Raw genomic sequence first — 21989 nt, 5'->3', positions numbered from 1 at the left:
GACTATGATGAAACTGACCAAAACGCTTTTGGCCTCCACCGCGCTGACCGTCGCCAGCGGCATGGCCTTCGCCGATGGCCACATGGCATCGGAGATGACAATCGTCAGCTGGGGCGGGGCCTACTCCAACTCGCAACAGAAAGCCTATCACGATCCGTATATGGAGAAGTCGGGCATCACCATCATCAACGATGAAAGCTCACCCGAAGGCGTGGCGAAGATGCGCGCACAGGCTGAAGCCGGGAACATCACCTGGGATCTGGTGGACCTCGAGGCCGCGGACGCGATCCGCGTCTGTGACGAAGGTCTGGCCATGGAGATCGACCATGACGAGGTGCTGGCCGCAGCCCCCGATGGCACCTCTGCCTCCGATGACTTCGGCGACATGATCGTCTCCGATTGCTTCATCCCGCAGATCGTCTTCTCGACCACTTTCGGCTACCGCACCGATCAGGTGGCCGAAGGTGTGGAGCCGCCGAAAGGTGCCTGTGACGTCTTCGATCTGGAGACCTATCCGGGCAAGCGCGGTCTGAACAAGCAGCCGATTGCCAATATGGAATGGGCGCTGCTCTGCGACGGCGTGGCCTATGAAGACGTCTATGACGTGCTGGAAACCGAAGAAGGCCAGGACCGCGCCTTTGCCAAGCTCGACACCATCAAGGATCAGACGATCTTCTGGTCCTCCGCTGCCGAAGCGATCCAACTGCTGGCCGATGGCGAGGTCTTCATGAGCTCGACCTATAACGGTCGCCTCTTCTCGGCCATCGAGGAGCAGGGCCAACCCATCGGCATGGCCTGGGACTGGCAGATGTTCGACCTTGACGGCTGGGTGGTTCCGGCAGACCTGCCGGAGGACCGGCTCGCACGGGTGATGGATTACCTCTATTTCGCCACCGACACACAGCGTCTGGCGGATCAGGCCAAGTTCATCTCCTACGGCCCGGCGCGCGCCTCTTCGGCCCCGCTGGTGAGCACCCACGCCGAACTGGGCATCGACATGGCGCCGCATATGCCGACCGAGCCGAGCAACGCCGAGAACACCTTCGTGAACAACTACACCTGGTGGGCGGACTATCGCGACGATCTGGACTCCAAGTTCCAGGCCTGGCTGACGCAATAAGCGCCACCCGGCACGCATGACACCGGACGGGGCCATATCGGCCCCTTCCGCCAGAGGAAGGATGCGACCATGCCCAAAGGCTATATCATCGGCCATATCACCGTGAACGACCCTGAGGCCTACAAGGAATACGTCGAACGCGACACGCCAATTCTGCAGGGCCTCGGCGGTCGGTTTATCATCCGGGGCGGTGACGCGCAGGTGATGGAAGGGCGGGCCGAGAACCGGCATGTCGTCATCGAATTCCCCAGCTATCAGGCCGCGCTCGACGCCTACAACGACCCCGAGTATCAGGAGGTCATGAAGATCCGGCATCGCACCGCCACGAGCACAATCATCGTGGTGGAAGGCGCATAGATGACCCGGGCGAGCGATCCGACCGGCCCGATGATGGCGGCCGATGGCACCCCCTTGAAAACCAGCCTGAACCGGGCCCTACGGCGGCAGAAGTTGCGGGCGCTGGCTCTGATCGCCCCCCTGCTGATTTTCATCCTTGTCACCTTCATCGCGCCGATTGCGGATATGCTGTTCCGCTCGGTCGAAAACCAGATCGTCTCTGACACGCTGCCGCGCACGACCGAACAGTTGGCCGAGTGGGACGGTGACAGCGGCGAGATCCCGGCGCCGGAGGTCTTCAAGGCGCTCTACACGGACATCTTCATCGCGCAGGAGCGCAAGCTGCACACCCGCCTCGGCTCCCGCCTGAACTACGAGTTGACAGGGGTCTCCTCACTCTTCCGCAAGTCGGGCCGCCGGGTCGAGGACATGGGCGAGGTCTATCAGGACCAGTTCGAAGACCTGAACGACTTCTGGAAAGATGCCGAGACCTGGAACGCGCTGATGGGCAGCGATGCGTGGCTGGCCGCGCAAACCAAGTGGGACGGAAAATCCGATGTGCCACAACCCCAGTTTGAACTGCGCGAAGAGATTGCGGGTGTCCTGCCCCAAACTGCGGCCACGTTCGAGATCTTTGCCGATTTCGTGCAGAACGAGGACGACGACAATCTCGCCAAAGAAGACCCCTGGGCGCTGGTCTATTCGGCGCTCTATGACGATCTGATCGCGGAGCCGGATCTGTCCGGGTATGCCGGGCCGGGCTCCGCCGAACTGCTGGAAGCCATGGCCGCTGCAAGCACTTTCGAAACGGTCGACTACCCCGCCGCTTTTGAGAAGATCGACAAGGACTGGCACGACATTGAAGTCTGGCAAACCATTCAGACCTACAGCCCCGATTTCACCTCCGGCTATTTCCTCAACGCCGTGGATATGAAGAAATCGCCGGACGGTGCCGAAATGCGACCAGAGAATGAGCAGATTTACATCAAGCTTTTCGTGCGCACGCTCATTATGTCGCTGGTGATCACCGGCAGCTGCATCCTGCTGGGCTATCCGGTGGCGTGGCTGCTCGCGAACCTGCCCGCGCGCACCGCCAACTTGCTGATGATCCTGGTGCTGCTGCCCTTCTGGACGTCGTTGTTGGTGCGCACCTCGGCCTGGAAAGTTATGTTGCAGCAACAGGGCGTGGTGAACGACACGCTGGTCTGGCTGGGGCTCGTCGCAGACGACAGCCGCCTCGCGCTGATCAACAACCAGACGGGCACGATCATCGCCATGACACATATCCTGCTGCCCTTCATGATCCTGCCGCTCTATTCGGTGATGAAGACGATCCCGCCGAGCTATCTGCGCGCCGCCAAATCGCTTGGTGCCACGAATTGGACAGCCTTCTGGCGGGTCTATTTCCCCCAATCCGTGCCGGGCATCGGCGCCGGCTCAATCCTCGTCTTCATCCTGGCAATTGGTTACTATATCACCCCCGAACTGGTGGGTGGCACCACAGGCACGTTTATCTCCAATCGGATCGCCTATCATATCTCCAGCTCGCTAAACTGGGGTCTCGCTGCGGCCCTTGGTGCCATCTTGCTCGCGCTGGTGCTGGGCCTTTACTGGGCCTACGACAAGATCGTCGGCATCGACAACGTGAAGCTAGGGGGCTGAACCATGTCCACACTGACGCCCGTGTCCCGCACGCCTGTCTCTTTTTACGTACCTGTTGTGGCACTTGCAGGGGCCCTTGCCGGCCTTCTTATTGGCGCGGCGCAGGGCAGCTCGCTCTTGGGTATTGTTGCGGGTGCACTGCTGATGAGCGGCTGTGCCTTCGCCATCACGCAGCTGATCGAGGCCGAGCGCTCCAGCCGTTGGGGCCTCACGGCCCTTCTGGCCGTGGGTGGTCTTGTCCTCGGCGGACTCGCCGCTGCCCTGATCGGTGCCGTCTTCGGCTGGGTCTTCGGCTGGTTTATCTTCTGGCTATTTGAGGGGCGTTACAGGGCCTACGTGCCGCTCTATCTCACGCCGGGTCAAGTGCTCTGGCACCACAGCTTCCGCGTCATTTGCGGTGCGATCCTCGTCTTTCTGATCACCCCGATCCTGGTGGTCATGCCGCTCAGCTTCAACGCGCAGGACTTCTTTACCTTCACGCCCGAGATGCTGCGCTTTGACCCCGCGGGCTATTCACTCAAACATTACGAAGACTTCTTCACCAACTCCGACTGGCAAGGCGCGCTGGCCAACTCGGTCAAAATCGCCCCCGCCGCCACCTTTCTCTCCGTCGCTTTCGGCACATTGGCAGCCATCGGCCTCAGCCAAGCACACGTCCCCTTCCGCCGGGCCATCATGGCGATCCTGATCTCGCCAATGATCGTGCCGCTGATCATCTCCGCCGCAGGCATGTACTTCTTCTACAGCCGCATTGGCCTGCAAGGCACCTACACCGGCGTCGTGCTCGCCCACGCCGCCCTCGGCATTCCTTTCGTGATCATCACCGTCACGGCGACGCTCGTGGGCTTCGACAACTCCCTCACCCGCGCCGCCGCCAATATGGGCGCGGGCCCCGTCACCACCTTCTTCCGCGTGCAGATGCCGCTGATCCTGCCAGGCGTGATCTCAGGCGGCCTCTTCGCCTTCATCACCAGCTTTGACGAAGTGGTCGTCGTGCTCTTCGTCGGCTCCGCTGGTCAAAAAACCCTGCCCTGGCAAATGTTCACCGGACTGCGCGAACAGATCAGCCCGACGATTCTCGCCGTAGCCACGATCCTGGTGATCATCTCCGTCGCCCTGCTCACCGTGGTCGAACTGCTCCGCCGCCGCTCTGAAAGGCTGCGCGGCATGTCACCGGGCTGACCTTCATTGTTCAAGAAATATGCCCGCCGGAGGCCGTCCGGTCTCTCCGAGACCGGACAACAAAAACCTCCTAACGCAACCGCTTGAGCAAACTCAGCGAGGCATAGCCATCCGGCGCCAGCCCCTGGCTGCGCTGATAAGCGCGCACCGCCGCAATGGTCTTGGGCCCAATCCGCCCATCGACCCCTTGCGTGCTGAACCCCGCCCGCGTCAGACGCTGCTGCATCTCCTTGCGCTCCGCAAATGTCAGCGCCCGGTCGCCGCGCGGCCAGCTCGCCTTGATTGCAGGGCCGCCCTTGATCCGATCACTCAGATGGCCCACGCCAATCACATAGGCGTCTGCCGTGTTATAGCGCTCAATTACAGCGAAGTTCTTGAAGATCATGAATGCCGCGCCCTGCCCGCCGGCAGGCAGCAGGATCGACGCATTGCCATGGTTCGGCACCGCACGCCCGCGCATATCCACAACCCCCATCTGCGCCCATTGCGCCGGGCTACGGGTCACCTTGCGGCTGGCCTGCGCATAGTCGAACCCGCGCGGCAACTGCACCTCAACGCCCCAGGGCTGGCCCTTCACCCAGCCAAATCGCTTCAAATAAGCTGCCGTCGACGCCAACGCATCTGACGGATCATCCGCCCAAATATCTCGCCTACCGTCTCCAGTGAAATCCACCGCATAGGCCAGATACGACGTTGGGATAAATTGCGTGTGCCCCATGGCGCCCGCCCAACTGCCAGTCATGTTGCGCGGGCTGGTGTCACCGTTCTGCAGAATTCTCAGCGCCGCAATCAGCTGCTCTTCAAAGAATGCCCCACGCCGCCCGTCATAGGCGAGCGTCGCCAGCGACTGAACAATATCGTTGGAGCCGCGATACTCCCCATAGGCGCTTTCCAGCCCCCAGACGGCGACAACTACTTCTTTCTCGACGCCATAGCGCGCCTCGATGGCATCAAGCGTGCGATTGTGCTTGCGCAGCGCCGCCTTGCCATTGCGAATTCGCGTGTCAGAGGCCGCGCTGTCGAGATACTCCCAGATCGTCTTGGTGAACTCCGACTGATTGCGGTCGCGGCGGATCACATCCGCATCATAGCGCACCCCGCTGAACGCCGCCCGCAAGGTCGACGCCCGGATGCCCTGCGCCTGTGCACGGCGCTGAAAGCCGTCGATCCAACGGTTGAACCCCGCATGCGACGCCACCTGTGTCACAGGCGTGGGTGTCGTCGACAGCACCTCCGGTCGCAACTTGGGGCGCAAGGCTGATGCCACGACGGAGATCCTCTCAACCACAGGCTCCGCTGGCCGCAAGACCGGCCTCAAGGACGACGTCGCCCCCACTGCACCAACGCCTGTTCCCAAAAGTCCGGTCGCAAAAGCAACCGCCCAAAACGCATTCTTTCGCATGATATGCCCTAACCGCTGCTCTTTTTATTGCCTTCGAGCATAACGCAAAACGGGCCATTTCAAAAGGATTCAATCAGCGGTTATGCGGTCCTTTGCCGTGCGCGCAATCTCGCGGCGGATCCGCTCCAGATGCTCCCGCAGCATCGGCACCCTGCGCGGACGGAAACTGTGATCAGTGCGCTGAAAATTGCGCATCCGGTCCAACCGAAAGGTCCTGAAATCCTCGCGCAGATGGCACCAGGCCATCAACACATTGGTCTTGTCGAGGTAAACAAGCCCAAGCGGGTCAACCTCGCGCGCCGTTTCGGCCCCATTGCGGTCGCAATAGTCAAACGCAATGCTGACCTCATCCCAGGTCGCCGCGCGCAGGGCCGCCACATCAATTTCGATGGCCGGCATGCTGACAAAGCGATGCGCGTCCAGCACCGCATGTTGCAACCGATGCGCCTGCCGGGGCGGCACCCGCGCCTTGATCTTGGCCAGCGCCGACCGCGCCGCCTTGGCCAGCGCCGGATCGCCGATCACCGCCACATCGCGTAGCCCCAGCACCAGCGCCTCAAGCTCGTCATCCTCAAACCCAAGCGGCGGCAGCGCCGCATCCTCAATCAGCGTGTAGCCAAAACCTGCCTCGCCATCGATCACAGCACCCATGCTGCGCAGCGCGTCGATGTCCCGGTAAATCGTGCGCGGCGACATCTGCATCTCGTCGGCCAACTGACTGGCCGTCACGGGCGGCGGCAAGCGGCGCAGCGTTTGCATCATCTGAAAGAGGCGGTGGGTGCGGCTCATAAGATCACTCTAGCAGAAGTGGTGACAGAAATTGACAGCATCCCCGTATAACTCTTGCCCATCAGAAAAAAGGAGGCCCTCATGATCACATTGCTCACCTACCCTCCCGCCTTCGGCCAGTTTTCCGGCAGCCCCTTCTGCATCAAGGCCGCACATCTTCTCAACCTCTCCGGCCTGCGCTGGACCCGCGAAGACACGCTGGACCCGCGCATGATGCCGCATCAGAAACTGCCGGTGATCCGGGCCGAGGATCAGCTGATTGCCGACAGCGACATGATCCGCAGCTACCTTGAAGCCCAGGGCGCGGCATTCGACCATGGCTTAACCGAAATGGACAAATCGACCTCGCGCGCCTTCATCCGCATGGCCGAAGAGCATCTCTATTTCCATATCGTTCTGGACCGCTGGGAGGACGATCTGGCCTGGCCCGCTATTCGCGAGACCTACTTTGCCTCGGTCCCGCGCCCCTTGCGCAGGCTTGTCGCCAACCGGGTCCGCCGCAAGATCCTGTCTGCGATGCAAGTGCAGGGCTTGGGCCGCTTCACACCCGCCGAACGGCTGGCGCGGCTGGAGCCTGATCTGGAAGCGATCGTCACCCGTCTGTGGCAGAACCGGTTCCTTTTTGGTGAGACGCCCTCAGCGGCGGACGCGAGTGTCGGCCCTATGCTCAGTGCCGCGATCTCCAGCCCGGGAGAAACGGCGCTGTCCAGCCGCATTCGCGAAAACGCGGTGCTGATGGGCTACATCGACCGTGTGGAGCAAATGCTGGGCGACCGGAGAGCCGCTTAGCGCCGGCTGCGTCGCAGCTTGCGGCTGACCTTGCTGCCCTTGCGTTTGGCTTTCACGGTGCGTCTGCGCGGCACGCGCCCGGCTGGGGACCTGTTGCCCTGTGGCAGCGCGTTGCCCTCCAGCGCCAGCAACTCCAGCGCAATGCCTCCGGTCACCGGGCTGGCTTCGGCCAGGCGCACGGTGGCGCGCTGGCCCAGGCTGATGATCCGGCCCGTGTCCGACCCCATCAACGTGTTCGCCTCACCGTCATAGTGGAAGTATTCGCGCCCTATGGAGCGCATGGGCACCAGCCCATCAGCCCCGCTGTCATCCAGCTTCACGAACACACCAAAGCGCGCGATGCCGCTGATCCGCCCTTCGAACTCATTGCCAACCCGCTCGCTCAAATAAGACGCCATGTAGCGGTCGGTCGTGTCCCGCTCCGCCAGCATGGAGCGGCGCTCCGTCTCGGAGATATGGGTGCCAATGGCCTCCAGCTCCTCGTGCTCGGTGGTTTGCAGCCCGTCCTTACCCCAGCCATGCGCCGTGATCAGCCCGCGATGCACGATCAGGTCGGAATAACGGCGAATGGGCGAGGTGAAATGCGCATAGCGCGGCAGGGCCAACCCAAAGTGCCCGAGGTTCTGCGGGCTGTAATAGGCCTGCGTCATCGCGCGCAGGGTCGACATATTGATCAGCTCCGCCTCGTCAGAGCCTGCCGCATCGTTCAGCAGCCGGTTGAGATGCGCGGTCTTGAGCACCTGCCCCTTGGCCAGCGCAAAGCCGCTGGCCTTGGCTGTCTCGCGCAGGCTGTCGAGCTTTTCCGGGCTCGGCTCCTCATGCACCCGGAAGAGGAGCGGCACTTTCGTGGCGATCAGCGTCTCGGCGGCGGCGACATTGGCCAGTACCATGAACTCTTCGATCAGACGGTGCGCATCCAACCGGTCCTTATAGTTGACCGAGGTCACGGTGCCATCGTCATCCAGCTCGATCCGCCGCTCGGGCAGGTCCAGATCCAGTGGTTGCCGCCGGGCACGTGCATCCGCCAGCGCCGCATAGGCGGCATAGAGCGGTTTCAGAACCGGCTCCAACAAAGGGCCGCAGCGGTCGTTTGGATGCCCGTCGATGGCGGCCTGCACCTCTTCGTAGTTCAGCGCGGCGGGCGAGCGCATGAGGCCCCGGTGGAAACTGTGCGACAGCTTGTTGCCTGACGCATCCAGCACCATGCGCACGGCGATACATGCACGCGGCACACCTTCGTGCAGCGAACAGAGATCACCCGAGAGCCGGTCGGGCAGCATCGGCACCACGCGGTCGGGGAAATAGGTGGAGTTGCCGCGCGTCCGTGCCTCCGTGTCCAGTGCGGAGCCGGGCGTGACGTAGGCCGCGACATCGGCAATAGCGACCCAGACAATGTGCCCGCCCTCATTGGTCGGGTCGTCATCCGCATGGGCATAACAGGCGTCATCATGGTCCCGTGCATCTGAAGGGTCGATGGTGATCAAGGGCAGATCGCGCAGGTCTTCCCGACCCTTCAAGCCAATCGGCTTGGCGCGGTCCGCCTCAGCGATCACCTTGTCGGGAAAGGCGTCGGGGATGCCATGCTGATGGATTGCAATGAGCGAGACCGCCTTGGCCGCTGACGGATCGCCTAGCCGCTGCACGATCCGGGCACGCGGCAGCCCCATGCGCACCTTGGGGCCAGCCTGCTCAGCTTCGACCAACTCGCCGTCCTTGGCGCCATGGGTCGCGTCACCGAACACCGCCCATTCGGTGTCCGAGCCTTTGTCGATCGGTAGAATGCGACCGCCTTCCGCCGTCTTGCGAAACACCCCCAGCACGCGGCGCGGGTTGGTGCCGATGCGCCTGATCAAACGCGCCTCGTAGTGATGCGTCTCTCCCTTGATCAGGGTCAGCCGCGCCAGAATACGGTCCCCCGCCCCGAGCGCCGGATCAGAGGCGCGCGGGATCACCAGGACCACCGGCTCCACCCCCTCGCCATGCCATTCCATCGGCTTGGCGAAGAGATCGCCCTCGGCATCCGGCCCCGTGACCTGCAGCACGCTCACCGGCGGCAGGCGGTCCGGGTCCTGATAGCTGCGCTTGCGCTTTTCCAGATGCCCCTCAGCTTCCAGCTCTTTGAGCACGCGCTTGAGGTCAATCCGGGCGGCGCCTTTGATGCCAAAGGCTTTGGCGATGTCCCGCTTGGCCGTCAGCGTGGGGTTCTCGCTGATCCAGTCGAGGATGTCCGATTTCGTGGGGATGCGGGTCATGCCCCTCAGGTAACACGCGCGTCGGGTGCCGTCATGCGCAAATCACGTAGGCGCGGGGATCAGCCCGACATCACAGCGCGCAGCTCATTTCACGGTGCGGAATGCCCGCGTCATCATAGACCGGGCCACAGGTCACAAAACCCAGCTTTTCATAGAACGCAATCGCGGAGACCTGCGCCCCAAGGCGGGCCTGTTGCACGCCCGGCTGCGCCCGCGCCACCTCAAGCGCGGCCCCGATCAGCTGCGCCCCGAGCCCGGTGCCGCGCTGGTCTTTCAGCACGCAAATGCGCCCAACCCTCGCGGTATCGCCGGAGATCAGCAGGCGCGCCGTACCCACCGCATGGCCATCCTGCACGGCCAGGAAATGCAGCGCGCCCTGGTCCAGATCGTCGAACTCATCGGCCTCGCTGATCCCCTGTTCCTCCATGAAGACGGCACGCCGCAACGCATGGCACGCCTGCAGATCAGCGGTTTGGGTAATCCGGGTCATTGCGCGAAATAGCTTTGCAGAATTCGCGTATAGATCGCCTTGAGCTGTCGGATGTGCGCAACCTCCACATGCTCATCGACCTGATGCATGGAGCGTCCCACAAGACCAAATTCCACCACCGGGCAATGGCTCTTGATGAAGCGCGCGTCAGAGGTGCCGCCGGTGGTGGAGAGTTCCGGCGTCAGGCCCGTTTCCGCCTTGACGGCGCTGGCCACAAGATCAGACAGGGCACCGGGCGGGGTAACAAAACTCTCACCGGAGATCTTGATCCGCACGTCAGTCTGCACCCCGAATTCAGCTTCAATCCGCGCAAGTTCCTCCTTGATCCAGGTGCACAGCGACGCGCCGCTGTGCGTGTCGTTAAAGCGGATGTTCACAGCACTCGAGCACTCCGCCGGGATCACATTGGTCGCGGCATTGCCGGTATCGACCGTGACAACGGCAAGCGTCGACGAGTCGAAATGCGCGGTGCCCTGATCCAGCTCATGACGGGCCAGCCGGTCCATCAGGCGCATCATCGCAGGCAAGGGGTTGAGCGCACGATGCGGATAGGCCGCGTGCCCCTGTTTGCCGATCACCTTAATCCAGGCCGACATGGAGCCACGCCGCCCAATCTTGATCATCTCGCCCATGCGGTCGGGGCAGGTGGGCTCACCCACAAGGCAGACGTCCAGCTGCTCTCCCGTGTTCGCCATATGATCCAGCAGGGCTGTGGTGCCATCCACCGCGTCGCCTTCCTCGTCTCCGGTGATCGCCAGCACAATGGCGCCGTCGGGCGGGGTGTCACGGACAAAATCAACCGCTGCTGCGGCAAAGGCCGCGACGCCAGATTTCATATCCGTTGCACCACGCCCGTAGAGGACACCGTCTTTGATTTCAGCGCCAAACGGCGGCACGGTCCAGGCCGCCTCATCACCGACCGGCACCACATCCGTATGCCCGTTGAAGCCGAAGGTCCGCGCATGACCCTTCGCCCCCCAGCGCGCATAGAGGTTGCAGATGCCGCCACGATCCACACGGGTGCAGTCGAAGCCTGCTGCTGTCAACAGGGTGTGCAACACATCAAGCGCGCCCTCATCCGCCGGCGTCACCGAAGGGCAGCGCACCAGATCTGCCGTCAAAGCGACGGGGTCGGTGCCGGACATTGGGCTTCCTTCCTGATCAAGAGCCATTTGCCGCACAGGTTTGTGGCGAAACGCCCGCAATGCCAAGGGGTGGGGCCAAGAAATTCGAGGCTCAGTCCGCCTCGACCTCCGGCGCGTCGCCATAAAACGGCTGCATCTGTGCGATGATCACGGCGTTTTCATCGAGCGCCCGCTGCATCAAGCCACGCTCCTCCGCGTCGATCTCATGCCCTTCGGCGAGACGCTCCTCCAAGGTGCCATAGCCCGTCACGTCGAGCGGTGCCGTCTCCGCCTGTTTCAGCACCGCCACCGTTTCGCGCACCGCCTCGGCCTCATCCACACCGGAAGCAAAGACCACGAGGCCCGCGCCGCTGGCGTCCTTGGGCAGCCCGTCACCCTCTTTGCGCCCGATCTGCACAACCAGCGTATAGACCTGCTGTCTGGATTTGCTTTTGTCTTTTGCCATAGCTTGGTGTTAGGCCTTGGCGAAGGGCACTACAACGGCTTTTTCAACCAGTCGGTCCGGCGCCCAGCCCGCATAGGGCGCCCAATCGGGCGACGTCTCGTAAAGGTGCCGCACCCCGGCCAGGATCGCCCCGCGCGCCTTGGACGTCATTTGCACGTAGTGTGGCGCCAGTTCTGCCCAACGAAACGCCATGCGACCCTCGGCATCGCGGGTGGCGATACAGTCGAGCAGCAGCAGCGCCGTCGCGGGCGCAAAGCCCACATGCTCCGGCTGCAGCGAGACCATCTCGACCACTTCACGCGGAAACCAGGTGCCGTAGTCAGACAGACGGCAGCTGCCATCCAGGCAATTATCCAGCGCCGTGCGATGCACCGCGCGCGTGTCCGCCGGAGCGGATCGGCAAACATGATCGCGCTGCACGGGCGACAGGCTGCGTGCGACAAGCGTCAGAAACCGCTGCAGATCGGCGGCGTCGTATGTGTAGAGGCCGCGCCCCTCGGGCGGATGCTCCAGATTGACCCGGCGGGTCGCATGCGCCAGGCGAAACCCATGCAGCACCGCCGCGCGGACAGGCGCGGGGCCTTTGCGGTAGTGCCCGGCAAAGGCGTCCCAGTTCCAATAGAGATCATCGGCCCCGGCACCCCCTTGCAACCGATCGGCCAGCAACAGCGCCGTGGCGGCCAGGAAATCCGCCAGCCCTTGATCTGGCCGAGCCGCCACCAAAAGCAGATCCTCACGCAGCGCCTCGGCATCCTCGGCGGACAATAGGCAGCCTTGGTCGTCGATCACCCGGCGCAGCAGGGGCTCTTTCTCAGCTGCCAAATGCGCAGCCAAGCCGTCGGCCCCAGCCACGACAACGGCGCGCAGATCGGCGACGACCTGTAGGGTTTGGAACGATATGGGCACCGGCGCACTTCGCATGGCGACACCATACGACAAGAGGGTTACCGGATTGCATCAGCGCGTCGGTTTTTGCCGAAACCGCCCCCGCGCCTAGTCGCGCAGCAACTCGTTGATCGAGGTTTTGGAGCGGGTTTGCGCGTCCACCTTCTTGACGATCACAGCACAGTAGAGGTTGATGCCGTTTTTCGACGGCATCGACCCTGCAACCACCACGGAGCCTGCGGGCACTTCGCCGTAGGTGACCTCACCGGTCTCACGGTCGACGATCTTGGTGGATTTTCCGATGAACACGCCCATGCCAAGCACCGAGCCTTCGCGCACGATGCAGCCTTCGACCACTTCCGAGCGCGCACCGATAAAGCAATTGTCTTCGATGATCGTGGGGCCAGCCTGCATCGGTTCCAGCACGCCGCCAATGCCGACGCCGCCCGAGAGGTGTACGTTCTTGCCGATCTGCGCGCAGGAGCCCACAGTCGCCCAGGTGTCGACCATCGTGCCTTCATCCACATAAGCGCCCAAGTTCACGAAAGACGGCATCAGCACCACGCCGGGCGCGATATAGGCCGATTTGCGCACCACACAGTTCGGCACCGCGCGAAAACCAGCGGCTTTCCACTGGTTGTCGCCCCAGCCTGCGAACTTGCTGTCGACCTTGTCCCACCAGCCACCGCCTTGCGGGCCGCCAACCTGATGCTCCATATCCTTGATGCGGAAACCCAGCAGAACCGCTTTCTTGGCCCATTGGTTCACCTGCCAATTGCCATCCTCCTGCGGCTCAGCCACACGCAGTCCGCCCCCGTCGAGCGCGGCAAGCGTGTCTTCGATGGCCTCGCGGGTTTCCCCGTTGGTTACGGGCGTGATCGTGTCGCGCGCCTCCCATGCGGCTTCGATAGCGGTTTCCAGCTGCGCGTTCGACATGAGCGTCCCCCAAAGGAAAAGTTAATCTGCAGCGCCTATACAAGTCCGGTGTCACACGCGCAATCCATCTGCCGCCAGACCATTGCATCTTGGCGCACAACATGTCCCCCTGCACTAGAGACGAGGCATCGGAGAAACCGAGATGAACAGACCCCGCCACCCCTTGCGTGATGCGCATACAGACCGCGATGCCACCCGTGAGGTGCCCGATACACCGCAGACCCGTGCGCCCGCCTACCGGTTGGCCTTTGCGGATGAGGATTTCCTCTGCCGGGAGGAGCTGCGGCCCGTGCGCTTGCAGCTGGAGCTGTTGAAGCCCGAGATGATGCTGGATGCGCATAACATCACCAGCACGATTGTACTTTTTGGTGGGGCGCGCATCCCCAGCCCGACGGAGAAACACACAGCGCGCACCAAAACCCTGTCAGAGCTGTCTCATTTCTATGATGAAGCGCGGGAGTTCTCGCGGTTGATGACTCTCAAGAGTCTGGAGAGCAACGGGCGCGAAAACGTGGTGGTCACCGGCGGCGGGCCGGGCGTGATGGAGGCGGGCAACCGGGGCGCGCGCGACGCAGGCGGGCACTCCATCGGGCTGAACATCGTATTGCCGCATGAGCAGGCGCCCAACGAATATGTCACGCCAGAGCTTTGCTTCAACTTCCACTACTTCGCGATCCGCAAGATGCATTTTCTGATGCGGGCCAAAGCGATCTGCGTCTTTCCCGGCGGCTTTGGCACGCTGGACGAACTCTTTGAGACGCTGACGCTGATCCAGACGGGGCGCATGCAGCCGGTGCCTGTCATGCTCTTTGGCCGCGACTTCTGGGAGCGCATCCTGAACTGGGAGGCGCTGGCCAACGCGGGCACCATTTCGGATGAAGATCTGTCGCTTTTCCGCTTTGTCGACAGCGCGTCCGAAGCGATGACGTTGATCGATGGCTGGGCCGATCTGCCGCCCCGTGTCAAGATTCCGGGGCGCGACTAGGCCCGCCTCTCAGCTTTCGCGGAACGCCCGGGCAAAGTAGTCCGCCATGGGCTTGACCAGATAGGCCAGCGGGCTGCGGTCGCCGGTCTTGATATAGGCTTCCACCGGCATGCCGGGGATCAGAACCGTGCCTTCGGCCAGCTTATCGACCTCGCCGTCGTTCAGAACAATCTCGGTGCGATAATAGCTCTGCCCTGTCGCTTCATCCTCGAAGGCGTCGGCTGAGATCTGCACCACGCTGCCGTAAAGCTCAGGCGTTGTGCGCTGATCAAGCGCGGACAAGCGCAGCGTCACATCCTGCCCCGCGACCAACTGGTCGATGTGGATCAGATCCACCCGCGCCGCGATGACAAGCGGGCGGTCCTGCGGGACGAGAAACATAACAGGCTCCGCCGCGCGAATGACCGAACGTGGGGTGCGCACCTGCATACCATAAATAATACCCGAGACAGGCGCACGGATGTTCAGGCGGTCAATTTCCTCCCGCAGGGCATTACGCTGCTCCATCAACTCCAACTCGCGCGCGCGCAGGTCGCGCAGGCGGGTGATCGCTTCCTCGCGGGTGCCAGTGGAGAGCTTGAGCCGTTCGATATCGATCTCGGTGATGCGCCCTTCAGCCTGCGCTTTGGACGCCGCAAGTTCGCCCAATTGGCCGTTCAGCCGCGCGGATTCCCGTTGCAGGCTGAGAACCGTGCCCGCCTGCGTCAATTGCCGCTCCAGCAGAGATTTCTGGTTGGCCAGTTCCTCCTCGATCAACGCAAGCTGCTGCGACAGGGAAACCTCCTGCGCATCAATGCCCACGATCTGACTGCGGATCTGGCCGGACCGTTTGGACAGCTGCTCAATCTCTTGCGCGACAGATGCACGGCGCGCGTTAAAGAGGTTCTGCTGCCCCTCGATCAGCTCCTGCACGTCCTGATCCACCTGACCGGCGGCCAAAACCTCTTCTTCGAAATCGATGGTGTCGCTCTCGTCGCGTTCGGCTTCCAGACGTCCGCGGCGCGCCATCAGCTCGTAGAGCTGGTCCTCCACAATCGCCAATTGCGACGTCAGCTGCGCGCCATCAAGCTTCAACAGCAGATCGCCCGCTGCGACATCATCCCCTTCATCAACAAGGATTTCGGCCACGGTGCCGCCCGTTTCATGCTGGACAATCTGGCGGTTGCGATCCACCTCGAAACGACCCGAGGACACCACAGCGCCCGAAATCTGGCTCAGCGCCGCCCAGGTTCCGAAACCACCGACAAGCACGATCAGACCAAGAAAGCCCAAGATGAGCTGTTTGCGCGCCGACCAGCCCTGTTCGCCACTCATGACACACCTCCGGCGGCGGCAGGCGCCTGTTTGATCTGTTGATGGTTCTTGACCATGCTGGCCAGCACCTCCTCTTTGGGGCCAAAGGCGGCCCGCATGCCATTGTCGAGCACCAGCAGCAGGTCACATTCCTGGATCGCTGCGGGCCGATGCGCCATGATCAGCACCGAACTGCCCGCTTTCTTCAGGGACCGGATCGCCATGTTCAGCGCCTGGCTGCCCTCATTGTCGAGGTTCGAGTTCGGCTCGTCCAGCACAACAATCACCGGGTTGCGATAGAGCGCGCGCGCCAGGCCGATACGCTGCATCTGCCCGCCCGAGAGGCGAGACTGGCCTGACGAAATCACTGTGTCATAACCGTTTGGCAAATCGAGGATCATCTGATGCGCCGCCGCCTTCTTGGCCGCAATGACGACTTGTTCAGGGTCAGGGCTGTTTTCCAGCCGCGCGATGTTTTCTGTGATCGTCCCGTCGAAGAGCTGCACGCGCTGGGGCAGATATCCAATGTGCTGGCCCAGCACATGCGGCGCGTATTGATCGAGCGTTGCCCCATCCAGCCGGATGGACCCGGCGGTGGGTGCCCAGGCCCCTGTCAACGCGCGCGCCAGCGTGGATTTGCCCGCACCGGATGGGCCAATCACACCAACCGCCTGCCCCGGCTTCACCTCGAACGACAGCGATTTCAGACTGGCTTGTTTGTCCCCCGGAGGCACGACACTCAGCAGCTTCACTGCAAGCTTGGCTTTGGGCGCGGGCAGCGGCGTCTTGTCTCGTTCCTCCGGAACAGCACCCAGAAGTTCGCTCAAGCTGTCCCAACCTTTGAAAGCGCGCTGCACAACCGGCCATTGGTTCAGGGCCAGCTCAACCGGTGCCAGTGCGCGGCCCAGCAGGATCGAGCCTGCGATCATCGCGCCTGCTGTCATCTGGTTTTGCAACACCAGATACGCCCCGATCCCCAGCATCGCCGATTGCAACAGCAGTCGCAGTGACTTGGTCAAAGATGTAAATAAGCCAGTCACATCCGTCGCCTGCACGGTGCGCCCAAGCGATTCGCCCCGTGCGGTTTGCCACCGGGAAAATGCGGCGTCGCGCATCCCCATGGATTGCACCATCTCGGATTCGTTGCGGATCTGATCGGACATTTGCGACGCGACATGACCTGCGTGTGTCGCCCCCGCCTGCGGCTCACGTGAGAGCAGCTGGTTGGCCAACGCAATCAGGATCAAGACAACGGCCCCGCCCACCGCGAAATACCCGAGAATCGGATGGAACAGGAAAATGCCTGCGAAAAACACCGGGGTCCACGGCAGGTCAAACGCGGCCATCAGAACCGGAGAAGTCATCAGCCGTTGCACCGATTCCAAATCTGCCAAGCCGGTTTGCGTTTTCAGATCCGGAGCCACAACGGACTTACGGATCACCGCGTCAAAGACCCGCCGGTCAAGATCAGACTGGAACCGCGCGCCGACCCGTGCCATGACCCGGCCACGGGTGTAATCCAGCAACCCCATGATTGCATACATGAAAATCACGATCATGGAAAGCGCAAGCAACGTCTCCTGAGAGCCAGAGCCCAGCACACGGTCATAGACCTGCAGCATGTAAAGCGGCCCGGTCAGCATCAACAAATTGGCAAAGAGGCTGAACAGCGCCACAGCCCAGTAGAGCCCTCGGCTCCGCCGCCGCACGGTCCGCAGTTCCTTGGCCCCAATCTTTGCGTAAGATGTCTGCATGCGGGTGTCCGTCTTGTCCTGTGTTCAGCCGGGAGCGCTATACACCGAAGGCTTGCGCGCACCAAGGCGGCGCTGTCGCCTTTAGGTCATGCATTATCGCAGGGTCTTGCCACTGGCCGTCGCAATGTCTCTATCAAAAGGGTTTTATCAAAGTCTCAAGACCACCGACATTGTGCCGATGGCCCATCAGAGATCGGTGTATCAGAGAGATCCCGCGCCGCAAAGCATCCTGCAATGATGCGTAGACACCATCTGCCCGGGCGCGTGGAGGTCTTAAAGCGAAGCTGTGATGCCGCCGTCTACAAAGACGGTTGTGCCATTCACAAAAGAAGACGCATCGGAGGCCAGGAAAATACAGGTGCCGACCAGTTCTTCGACCTTGCCCCAACGTCCTGCGGGGGTGCGCTTCTCCAGCCAGGCGGAGAATTCCGGGTCAGCCACCAAAGCCGCGTTCAACGGCGTGTCGAAATAGCCCGGCGCCAGCCCGTTGCACTGCAGCCCGTGCTTGGCCCAGTCGGTGGCCATGCCTTTGGTCAGGTTTGCCACAGCGCCCTTCGTCATCGTGTAGGGCGCAATGCCGGGCCGGGCGAGGGCGGTCTGCACCGATGCGATGTTGATGATCTTGCCACGCCCGCGCCCGATCATATGCCGCGCACAGGCTTGGCCAACGTGGAACACACTGGCGATATTGGTCTGCATCAGCCGCTCAAACGCGTCGGCGGGAAAGTCTTCGAGCGGGGTGCGGTGCTGCATGCCCGCGTTGTTGACCAGAATATCGATGGATCCGGTATCCGTCTCAAACCCGTCAACGGCAGCGCGCACGGCGTCGTGATCGGTCGCATCGAAGGGCAGCATCTTTACAGCGCCACCAAGTTTGGCCGCCGCCGCCTCCAGCTTGGCGGTATCGCGGCCGTTCAGCACGACCTCGGCGCCCGCATCCTGCAGCCCCTTTGCCAAGGCAAAACCAATGCCTTGAGAAGAGCCGGTGATCAGGGCGCGACGCCCGTTCAGGTCAAACAGATTTAGGCTCATCGGGGTTCCTCTTTGCGCTCGACGTCAATTTCGAAGACGGTTATGTTACCGGTAACTCACGAAGTCAAGCAAGCTAAGGGCCGCGCATCCAAAGGCCCGGGAGAGGACCTCATGAAATCACTGGTGATCCACGCGCCCCGCGATCTGCGGATCGAAGAAACGCCCGAAGAAACGCCCGGCCCGGGCGAAGTTCAGGTGGCCATTGCCGCAGGCGGGATCTGCGGATCGGACCTACACTACTATCAACACGGTGGGATGGGCACGATCCGCATCAAAGAACCGATGATCCTCGGACATGAGGTGTCGGGCCACATCACCGCCCTTGGCGCGGAGGTTCAGGGGCTGGAGGTCGGGCAGCTCGTGGCCGTGTCGCCATCGCGCCCCTGCGGGACCTGCCGCTATTGCGACGAGGGCAAACACAATCATTGCCTGAACATGCGCTTTTACGGCTCCGCCATGCCGTTTCCGCATATTCAGGGGGCGTTCCGCCAGATGCTCGTGGCCGATCAGCGGCAATGCGCACCAGCCGACGGGCTGACCCCAGGCGAGGCCGCCATGGCTGAACCGCTGGCCGTGTGCCTACACGGGGCCCGGCAGGCGGGCGAGCTGCTGGGCAAGCGCGTGCTCGTCACCGGGTGCGGGCCGATTGGGTTGTTGTGCATCCTCGCCGCCCGGCGCGCCGGAGCGGCCGAGATTGTCGCAACCGACCTGACGGATTTCACCCTTGATATGGCCAGGCAGAACGGGGCCGATCAGGCCATCAACGTGGGCAGCGATGCCGACACGTTGAAAGCCTATGAGGCCGACAAGGGCACTTTCGATGTGCTCTTTGAATGCACCGGTGCGGCCCCGGCGCTGGCCAGCGGTATCGCGGCGCTGCGTCCGCGCGGCGTGATCGTGCAACTTGGCCTCGGGGGCGACATGACAGTTCCGCTGCAGGCACTGACGGCGAAGGAGCTGCGGCTCTGTGGCTCGTTCCGCTTTCACGAGGAGTTCTTCACCGGCGTTGAGCTGATGCAAAAGGGCCTGATCAACGTGAAACCGCTGATCACCCAGACCCTCGATCTGGCAGATGCGGTGGCGGCCTTTGAACTGGCGAGCGACCGAACGCAGGCGATGAAGGCACAGATCGCCTTTGCTTGAGGGCGCCACAGCAACAACAAGAAATGGGAGGACAATCACATGTCATTCTTTGAGGTGCACGACCCGGTCTTTGGCCAATACGTGCTGGGTAACGCGCCGGTCAAACAGCTGGCCACAGGTTTTGACTGGGTCGAGGGGCCGGTGTGGTTCGGCGATGCGGGCTGCCTGCTCTTCTCCGACATCCCCAACAACCGCATCCTGCGCTGGACGCCCGAGGTAGGCATCACCACCTACCGCGCGCCGTCGAACTACGCCAACGGGCACACGCGCGACCGGCAGGGGCGGCTGATCTCTTGCGAGCACGGCACGCGCCGGGTCACGCGGACGGAGCATGACGGCAGTATTACGGTGATCGCTGACAGCTTTGATGGCAAGCCCTTGAATTCGCCCAACGACGTTGTGGTGAAATCCGACGGGTCGATCTGGTTCAGCGATCCGCACTACGGGATCATGACCAACTACGAAGGCTTCGCCAGCCCGCAGGAGAACGCCTGCGTTGTCTACCGGGCGGATCCCGAGACGGGCGCGCTCGACGTGATGGTTGACGATATGAACTGCCCCAACGGGCTGGCCTTCTCGCCGGATGAAAGCCTGCTCTACGTGGCAGACACGGGCCGCATGTTCAGCGAGGATGCGCAGCACATCCGTGTCTATGATGTTACCAAAGATGGCGTTGAGAACGGGCGGCTCTTTCACAAGATAGACACGGGCATTGCGGACGGCTTCCGTCTGGATAGTGATGGCAACCTCTGGTCCTCCGCCGCCGATGGCGTGCATTGCATCGCGCCGGACGGGCGGCTGCTGGGCAAGATCCTGGTGCCCGAGCTGGTCTCGAACATCTGCTTTGGCGGGCGCGCCAAGCACGAGCTTTACATCACCGCCACAACCAGCCTCTACCGCATCACCTTGAACCGGCGCGGGGTGCAATTTCCATGAGCAGCGACATCGGCCTCATCGGCCTTGGCACCATGGGGTCCGCGCTGGCGCTGAACATCGCGGAGAAGGGCTTTGGCATTGCGGTCTATAACCGCACAGCAGAGGTGACGCGGGACTTTCACAGCGAGGCGGGTGAGCTTGCCAGCCGCGTCACGCCCACCGAAACGCTGGAGGATTTCGTCGCCGCACTGGCGAAGCCCCGCGCCATCATCTTGATGGTGCCTGCGGGCGAGATCGTGGACGCGCAGATTGCCGCGCTGCGCCCGCTGCTAGGGCCGGATGATCTGATCATCGATGCGGGCAACGCAAACTTCCACGACACCAACCGCCGCATGCGGGAGGCCACGGGCCCGTTCCTCGGCATTGGCGTCTCGGGCGGCGAAGAGGGTGCGCGACATGGGCCCTCGATCATGGGCGGCGGGGATCGCGCCCATTGGGATCGTGTGGCGCATATCCTTGAAGCGATCAGCGCCAAATACGAGGGCACGCCCTGTGCCACATGGATGGGCGAGGAGGGCGCGGGACATTTCGTCAAGGCCGTGCACAACGGCATCGAATATGCAGATATGCAGATGATCGCCGAAGTCTATGGCGTGCTGCGCGACGGCATGGGCTATGACGCGCCTGCGGTTGGCACCGTGTTTGACCGCTGGAACGACGGGGCGCTGAAATCCTACCTGATCGAGATTTCGGGCATGGTCGCAGGCACAACTGACCCGGCAACGGGCGGCCCTCTCCTTGATGTGATCGTCGACGCGGCAGGCCAGAAAGGTACCGGACGCTGGACAGTGATAGAAGCCCAACACCTCGCGGCCCCCGTCCCCGCGATTGAAGCCGCTGTTGTGGCGCGCAACCTGTCGTCACGGCGCGAGACCCGCGCGCAAGGCGAGGCGGTGTTTGGTGCCGCGCCAACACCCATGCCACCCGGCACACTTGACGAGGACACTTTGGAACAGGCGCTGATCTGCGGCAAGATCCTCTGTTATGCGCAGGGGTTCACCATGATCGCCGCCGCGTCAGAGGCGTTCGGATGGGCGCTGCCGCTGCCCGAGATTGCGCGGGTCTGGCGCGAAGGTTGCATCATCCGGTCTGAGATGCTCAACGATATGGCTGACGCCCTGACCGATGACCCCGCGCGCAATCTCATGTTTGCGCCGTACTTCGCTGATCACCTCAAAGCAGGTCACACAGCCCTCAGGCAAGTGGTGGCCCAAGCTGCCCTGCACGGGATCGCAGCACCCGCTCTGGCCTCGGGGCTGGCCTATTTCGATGCCATGCGCACCGCGCGCGGCACGGCAAATATGATTCAGGGCCAGCGCGACTATTTCGGACTGCACGGGTTCGCCCGGCTGGACGATGACAGCACGGATCAGCACGGGCCGTGGGCGGACTAAGGCCTGGGGCATGTTGCTT

20 protein-coding genes are annotated in these 21989 nt (G+C 62.6%); 9 read left to right on the top strand and 11 right to left on the bottom strand.

Features of this window, described 5'->3' with window-relative positions; genetic code table 11:
• Positions 1 to 7: 7 nt before the first annotated feature.
• From So717_RS06515 to So717_RS06500, 4 genes are all read left to right on the top strand, one after another.
• Positions 8 to 1120 carry an extracellular solute-binding protein gene (locus So717_RS06515; RefSeq protein WP_159975404.1) on the top strand — a complete coding sequence of 371 codons (1113 nt, stop codon included), beginning with the start codon at positions 8 to 10 and terminating at the stop codon, positions 1118 to 1120.
• Between the two features lie 69 nt (positions 1121 to 1189).
• Positions 1190 to 1477 (top strand): DUF1330 domain-containing protein, encoded by a 288-nt coding sequence (locus So717_RS06510; protein WP_159975403.1) that lies wholly within the window; start codon positions 1190 to 1192, stop codon positions 1475 to 1477.
• On the top strand, positions 1478 to 3118 hold the full coding sequence (locus So717_RS06505) for an ABC transporter permease (protein WP_159975402.1): 1641 nt from the start codon (positions 1478 to 1480) through the stop codon (positions 3116 to 3118).
• Positions 3119 to 3121: 3 nt separating this feature from the next.
• A complete protein-coding gene (locus So717_RS06500) occupies positions 3122 to 4300 on the top strand; it encodes an ABC transporter permease (protein WP_159975401.1) in 1179 nt (392 codons plus the stop codon).
• A gap of 70 nt (positions 4301 to 4370) precedes the next feature.
• Here the strand turns inward: So717_RS06500 and So717_RS06495 are convergent, their stop codons facing one another.
• On the bottom strand, positions 4371 to 5702 hold the full coding sequence (locus tag So717_RS06495; protein ID WP_159975400.1) for a lytic murein transglycosylase: 1332 nt from the start codon (positions 5700 to 5702) through the stop codon (positions 4371 to 4373).
• 69 nt (positions 5703 to 5771) lie between these two features.
• A complete protein-coding gene (locus tag So717_RS06490) occupies positions 5772 to 6491 on the bottom strand; it encodes a helix-turn-helix transcriptional regulator (protein WP_159975399.1) in 720 nt (239 codons plus the stop codon).
• A gap of 81 nt (positions 6492 to 6572) precedes the next feature.
• Between So717_RS06490 and So717_RS06485 the strand changes: the two genes are divergently transcribed.
• On the top strand, positions 6573 to 7280 hold the full coding sequence (locus tag So717_RS06485) for a glutathione S-transferase family protein (protein ID WP_159975398.1): 708 nt from the start codon (positions 6573 to 6575) through the stop codon (positions 7278 to 7280).
• Here So717_RS06485 and rnr read toward each other — a convergent pair.
• The 6 genes from rnr to dapD form a co-directional block, all read right to left on the bottom strand.
• Positions 7277 to 9532 carry a ribonuclease R gene (rnr, locus tag So717_RS06480; RefSeq protein ID WP_159975397.1) on the bottom strand — a complete coding sequence of 752 codons (2256 nt, stop codon included), beginning with the start codon at positions 9530 to 9532 and terminating at the stop codon, positions 7277 to 7279. The genes So717_RS06485 and rnr overlap by 4 nt on opposite strands.
• A gap of 70 nt (positions 9533 to 9602) precedes the next feature.
• Positions 9603 to 10022, bottom strand: coding sequence for a GNAT family N-acetyltransferase (locus So717_RS06475; RefSeq protein ID WP_159975396.1), 420 nt, complete (start codon positions 10020 to 10022; stop codon positions 9603 to 9605).
• On the bottom strand, positions 10019 to 11167 hold the full coding sequence (gene dapE, locus So717_RS06470) for a succinyl-diaminopimelate desuccinylase (RefSeq protein WP_159975395.1): 1149 nt from the start codon (positions 11165 to 11167) through the stop codon (positions 10019 to 10021). The genes So717_RS06475 and dapE overlap by 4 nt, the downstream gene beginning before the upstream one ends.
• Positions 11168 to 11258: 91 nt before the next feature.
• A complete protein-coding gene (locus tag So717_RS06465; RefSeq protein ID WP_159975394.1) occupies positions 11259 to 11612 on the bottom strand; it encodes a DUF8846 family protein in 354 nt (117 codons plus the stop codon).
• A gap of 9 nt (positions 11613 to 11621) precedes the next feature.
• Positions 11622 to 12533, bottom strand: a complete 912-nt coding sequence (locus tag So717_RS06460; RefSeq protein WP_159975393.1) for a hypothetical protein — start codon at positions 12531 to 12533, stop codon at positions 11622 to 11624.
• 72 nt (positions 12534 to 12605) lie between these two features.
• On the bottom strand, positions 12606 to 13433 hold the full coding sequence (dapD, locus tag So717_RS06455) for a 2,3,4,5-tetrahydropyridine-2,6-dicarboxylate N-succinyltransferase (protein WP_159975392.1): 828 nt from the start codon (positions 13431 to 13433) through the stop codon (positions 12606 to 12608).
• Between the two features lie 142 nt (positions 13434 to 13575).
• Here dapD and So717_RS06450 point away from each other — a divergent pair, with 142 nt between their 5' ends.
• On the top strand, positions 13576 to 14418 hold the full coding sequence (locus So717_RS06450) for an LOG family protein (RefSeq protein ID WP_159975391.1): 843 nt from the start codon (positions 13576 to 13578) through the stop codon (positions 14416 to 14418).
• A gap of 9 nt (positions 14419 to 14427) precedes the next feature.
• On the opposite strand, the gene So717_RS06445 is transcribed toward So717_RS06450, so the two are convergent.
• The 3 genes from So717_RS06445 to So717_RS06435 form a co-directional block, all read right to left on the bottom strand.
• Positions 14428 to 15732: an HlyD family type I secretion periplasmic adaptor subunit gene (locus So717_RS06445; protein ID WP_159975390.1), complete on the bottom strand. Its 1305-nt coding sequence runs from the start codon at positions 15730 to 15732 to the stop codon at positions 14428 to 14430.
• Entirely contained in the window at positions 15729 to 17465 is a 1737-nt protein-coding gene (locus tag So717_RS06440; RefSeq protein ID WP_159975389.1) for a type I secretion system permease/ATPase, read from the bottom strand. Before So717_RS06440 ends, So717_RS06445 begins: the two co-directional genes overlap by 4 nt.
• 273 nt (positions 17466 to 17738) lie before the next feature.
• Entirely contained in the window at positions 17739 to 18497 is a 759-nt protein-coding gene (locus tag So717_RS06435) for an SDR family oxidoreductase (protein ID WP_159975388.1), read from the bottom strand.
• Between the two features lie 111 nt (positions 18498 to 18608).
• Between So717_RS06435 and So717_RS06430 the strand changes: the two genes are divergently transcribed.
• The 3 genes from So717_RS06430 to gnd are packed head-to-tail and all read left to right on the top strand — an operon-like array spanning position 18609 to position 21970.
• Positions 18609 to 19640, top strand: a complete 1032-nt coding sequence (locus So717_RS06430) for an L-idonate 5-dehydrogenase (protein ID WP_159975387.1) — start codon at positions 18609 to 18611, stop codon at positions 19638 to 19640.
• A gap of 39 nt (positions 19641 to 19679) precedes the next feature.
• Positions 19680 to 20576: an SMP-30/gluconolactonase/LRE family protein gene (locus tag So717_RS06425; RefSeq protein WP_159975386.1), complete on the top strand. Its 897-nt coding sequence runs from the start codon at positions 19680 to 19682 to the stop codon at positions 20574 to 20576.
• Entirely contained in the window at positions 20573 to 21970 is a 1398-nt protein-coding gene (gene gnd / locus So717_RS06420; protein WP_159975385.1) for an NADP-dependent phosphogluconate dehydrogenase, read from the top strand. Before So717_RS06425 ends, gnd begins: the two co-directional genes overlap by 4 nt.
• Positions 21971 to 21989 lie beyond the last annotated feature (19 nt).

The sequence above is a fragment of the Roseobacter cerasinus genome (genome assembly GCF_009811755.1).
GTDB classification, from domain to species: domain Bacteria; phylum Pseudomonadota; class Alphaproteobacteria; order Rhodobacterales; family Rhodobacteraceae; genus Roseobacter; species Roseobacter cerasinus.
The sequence above is the reverse complement of the archived record's forward strand: the minus strand, read 5'-3'. Positions and strand labels throughout refer to the sequence as shown.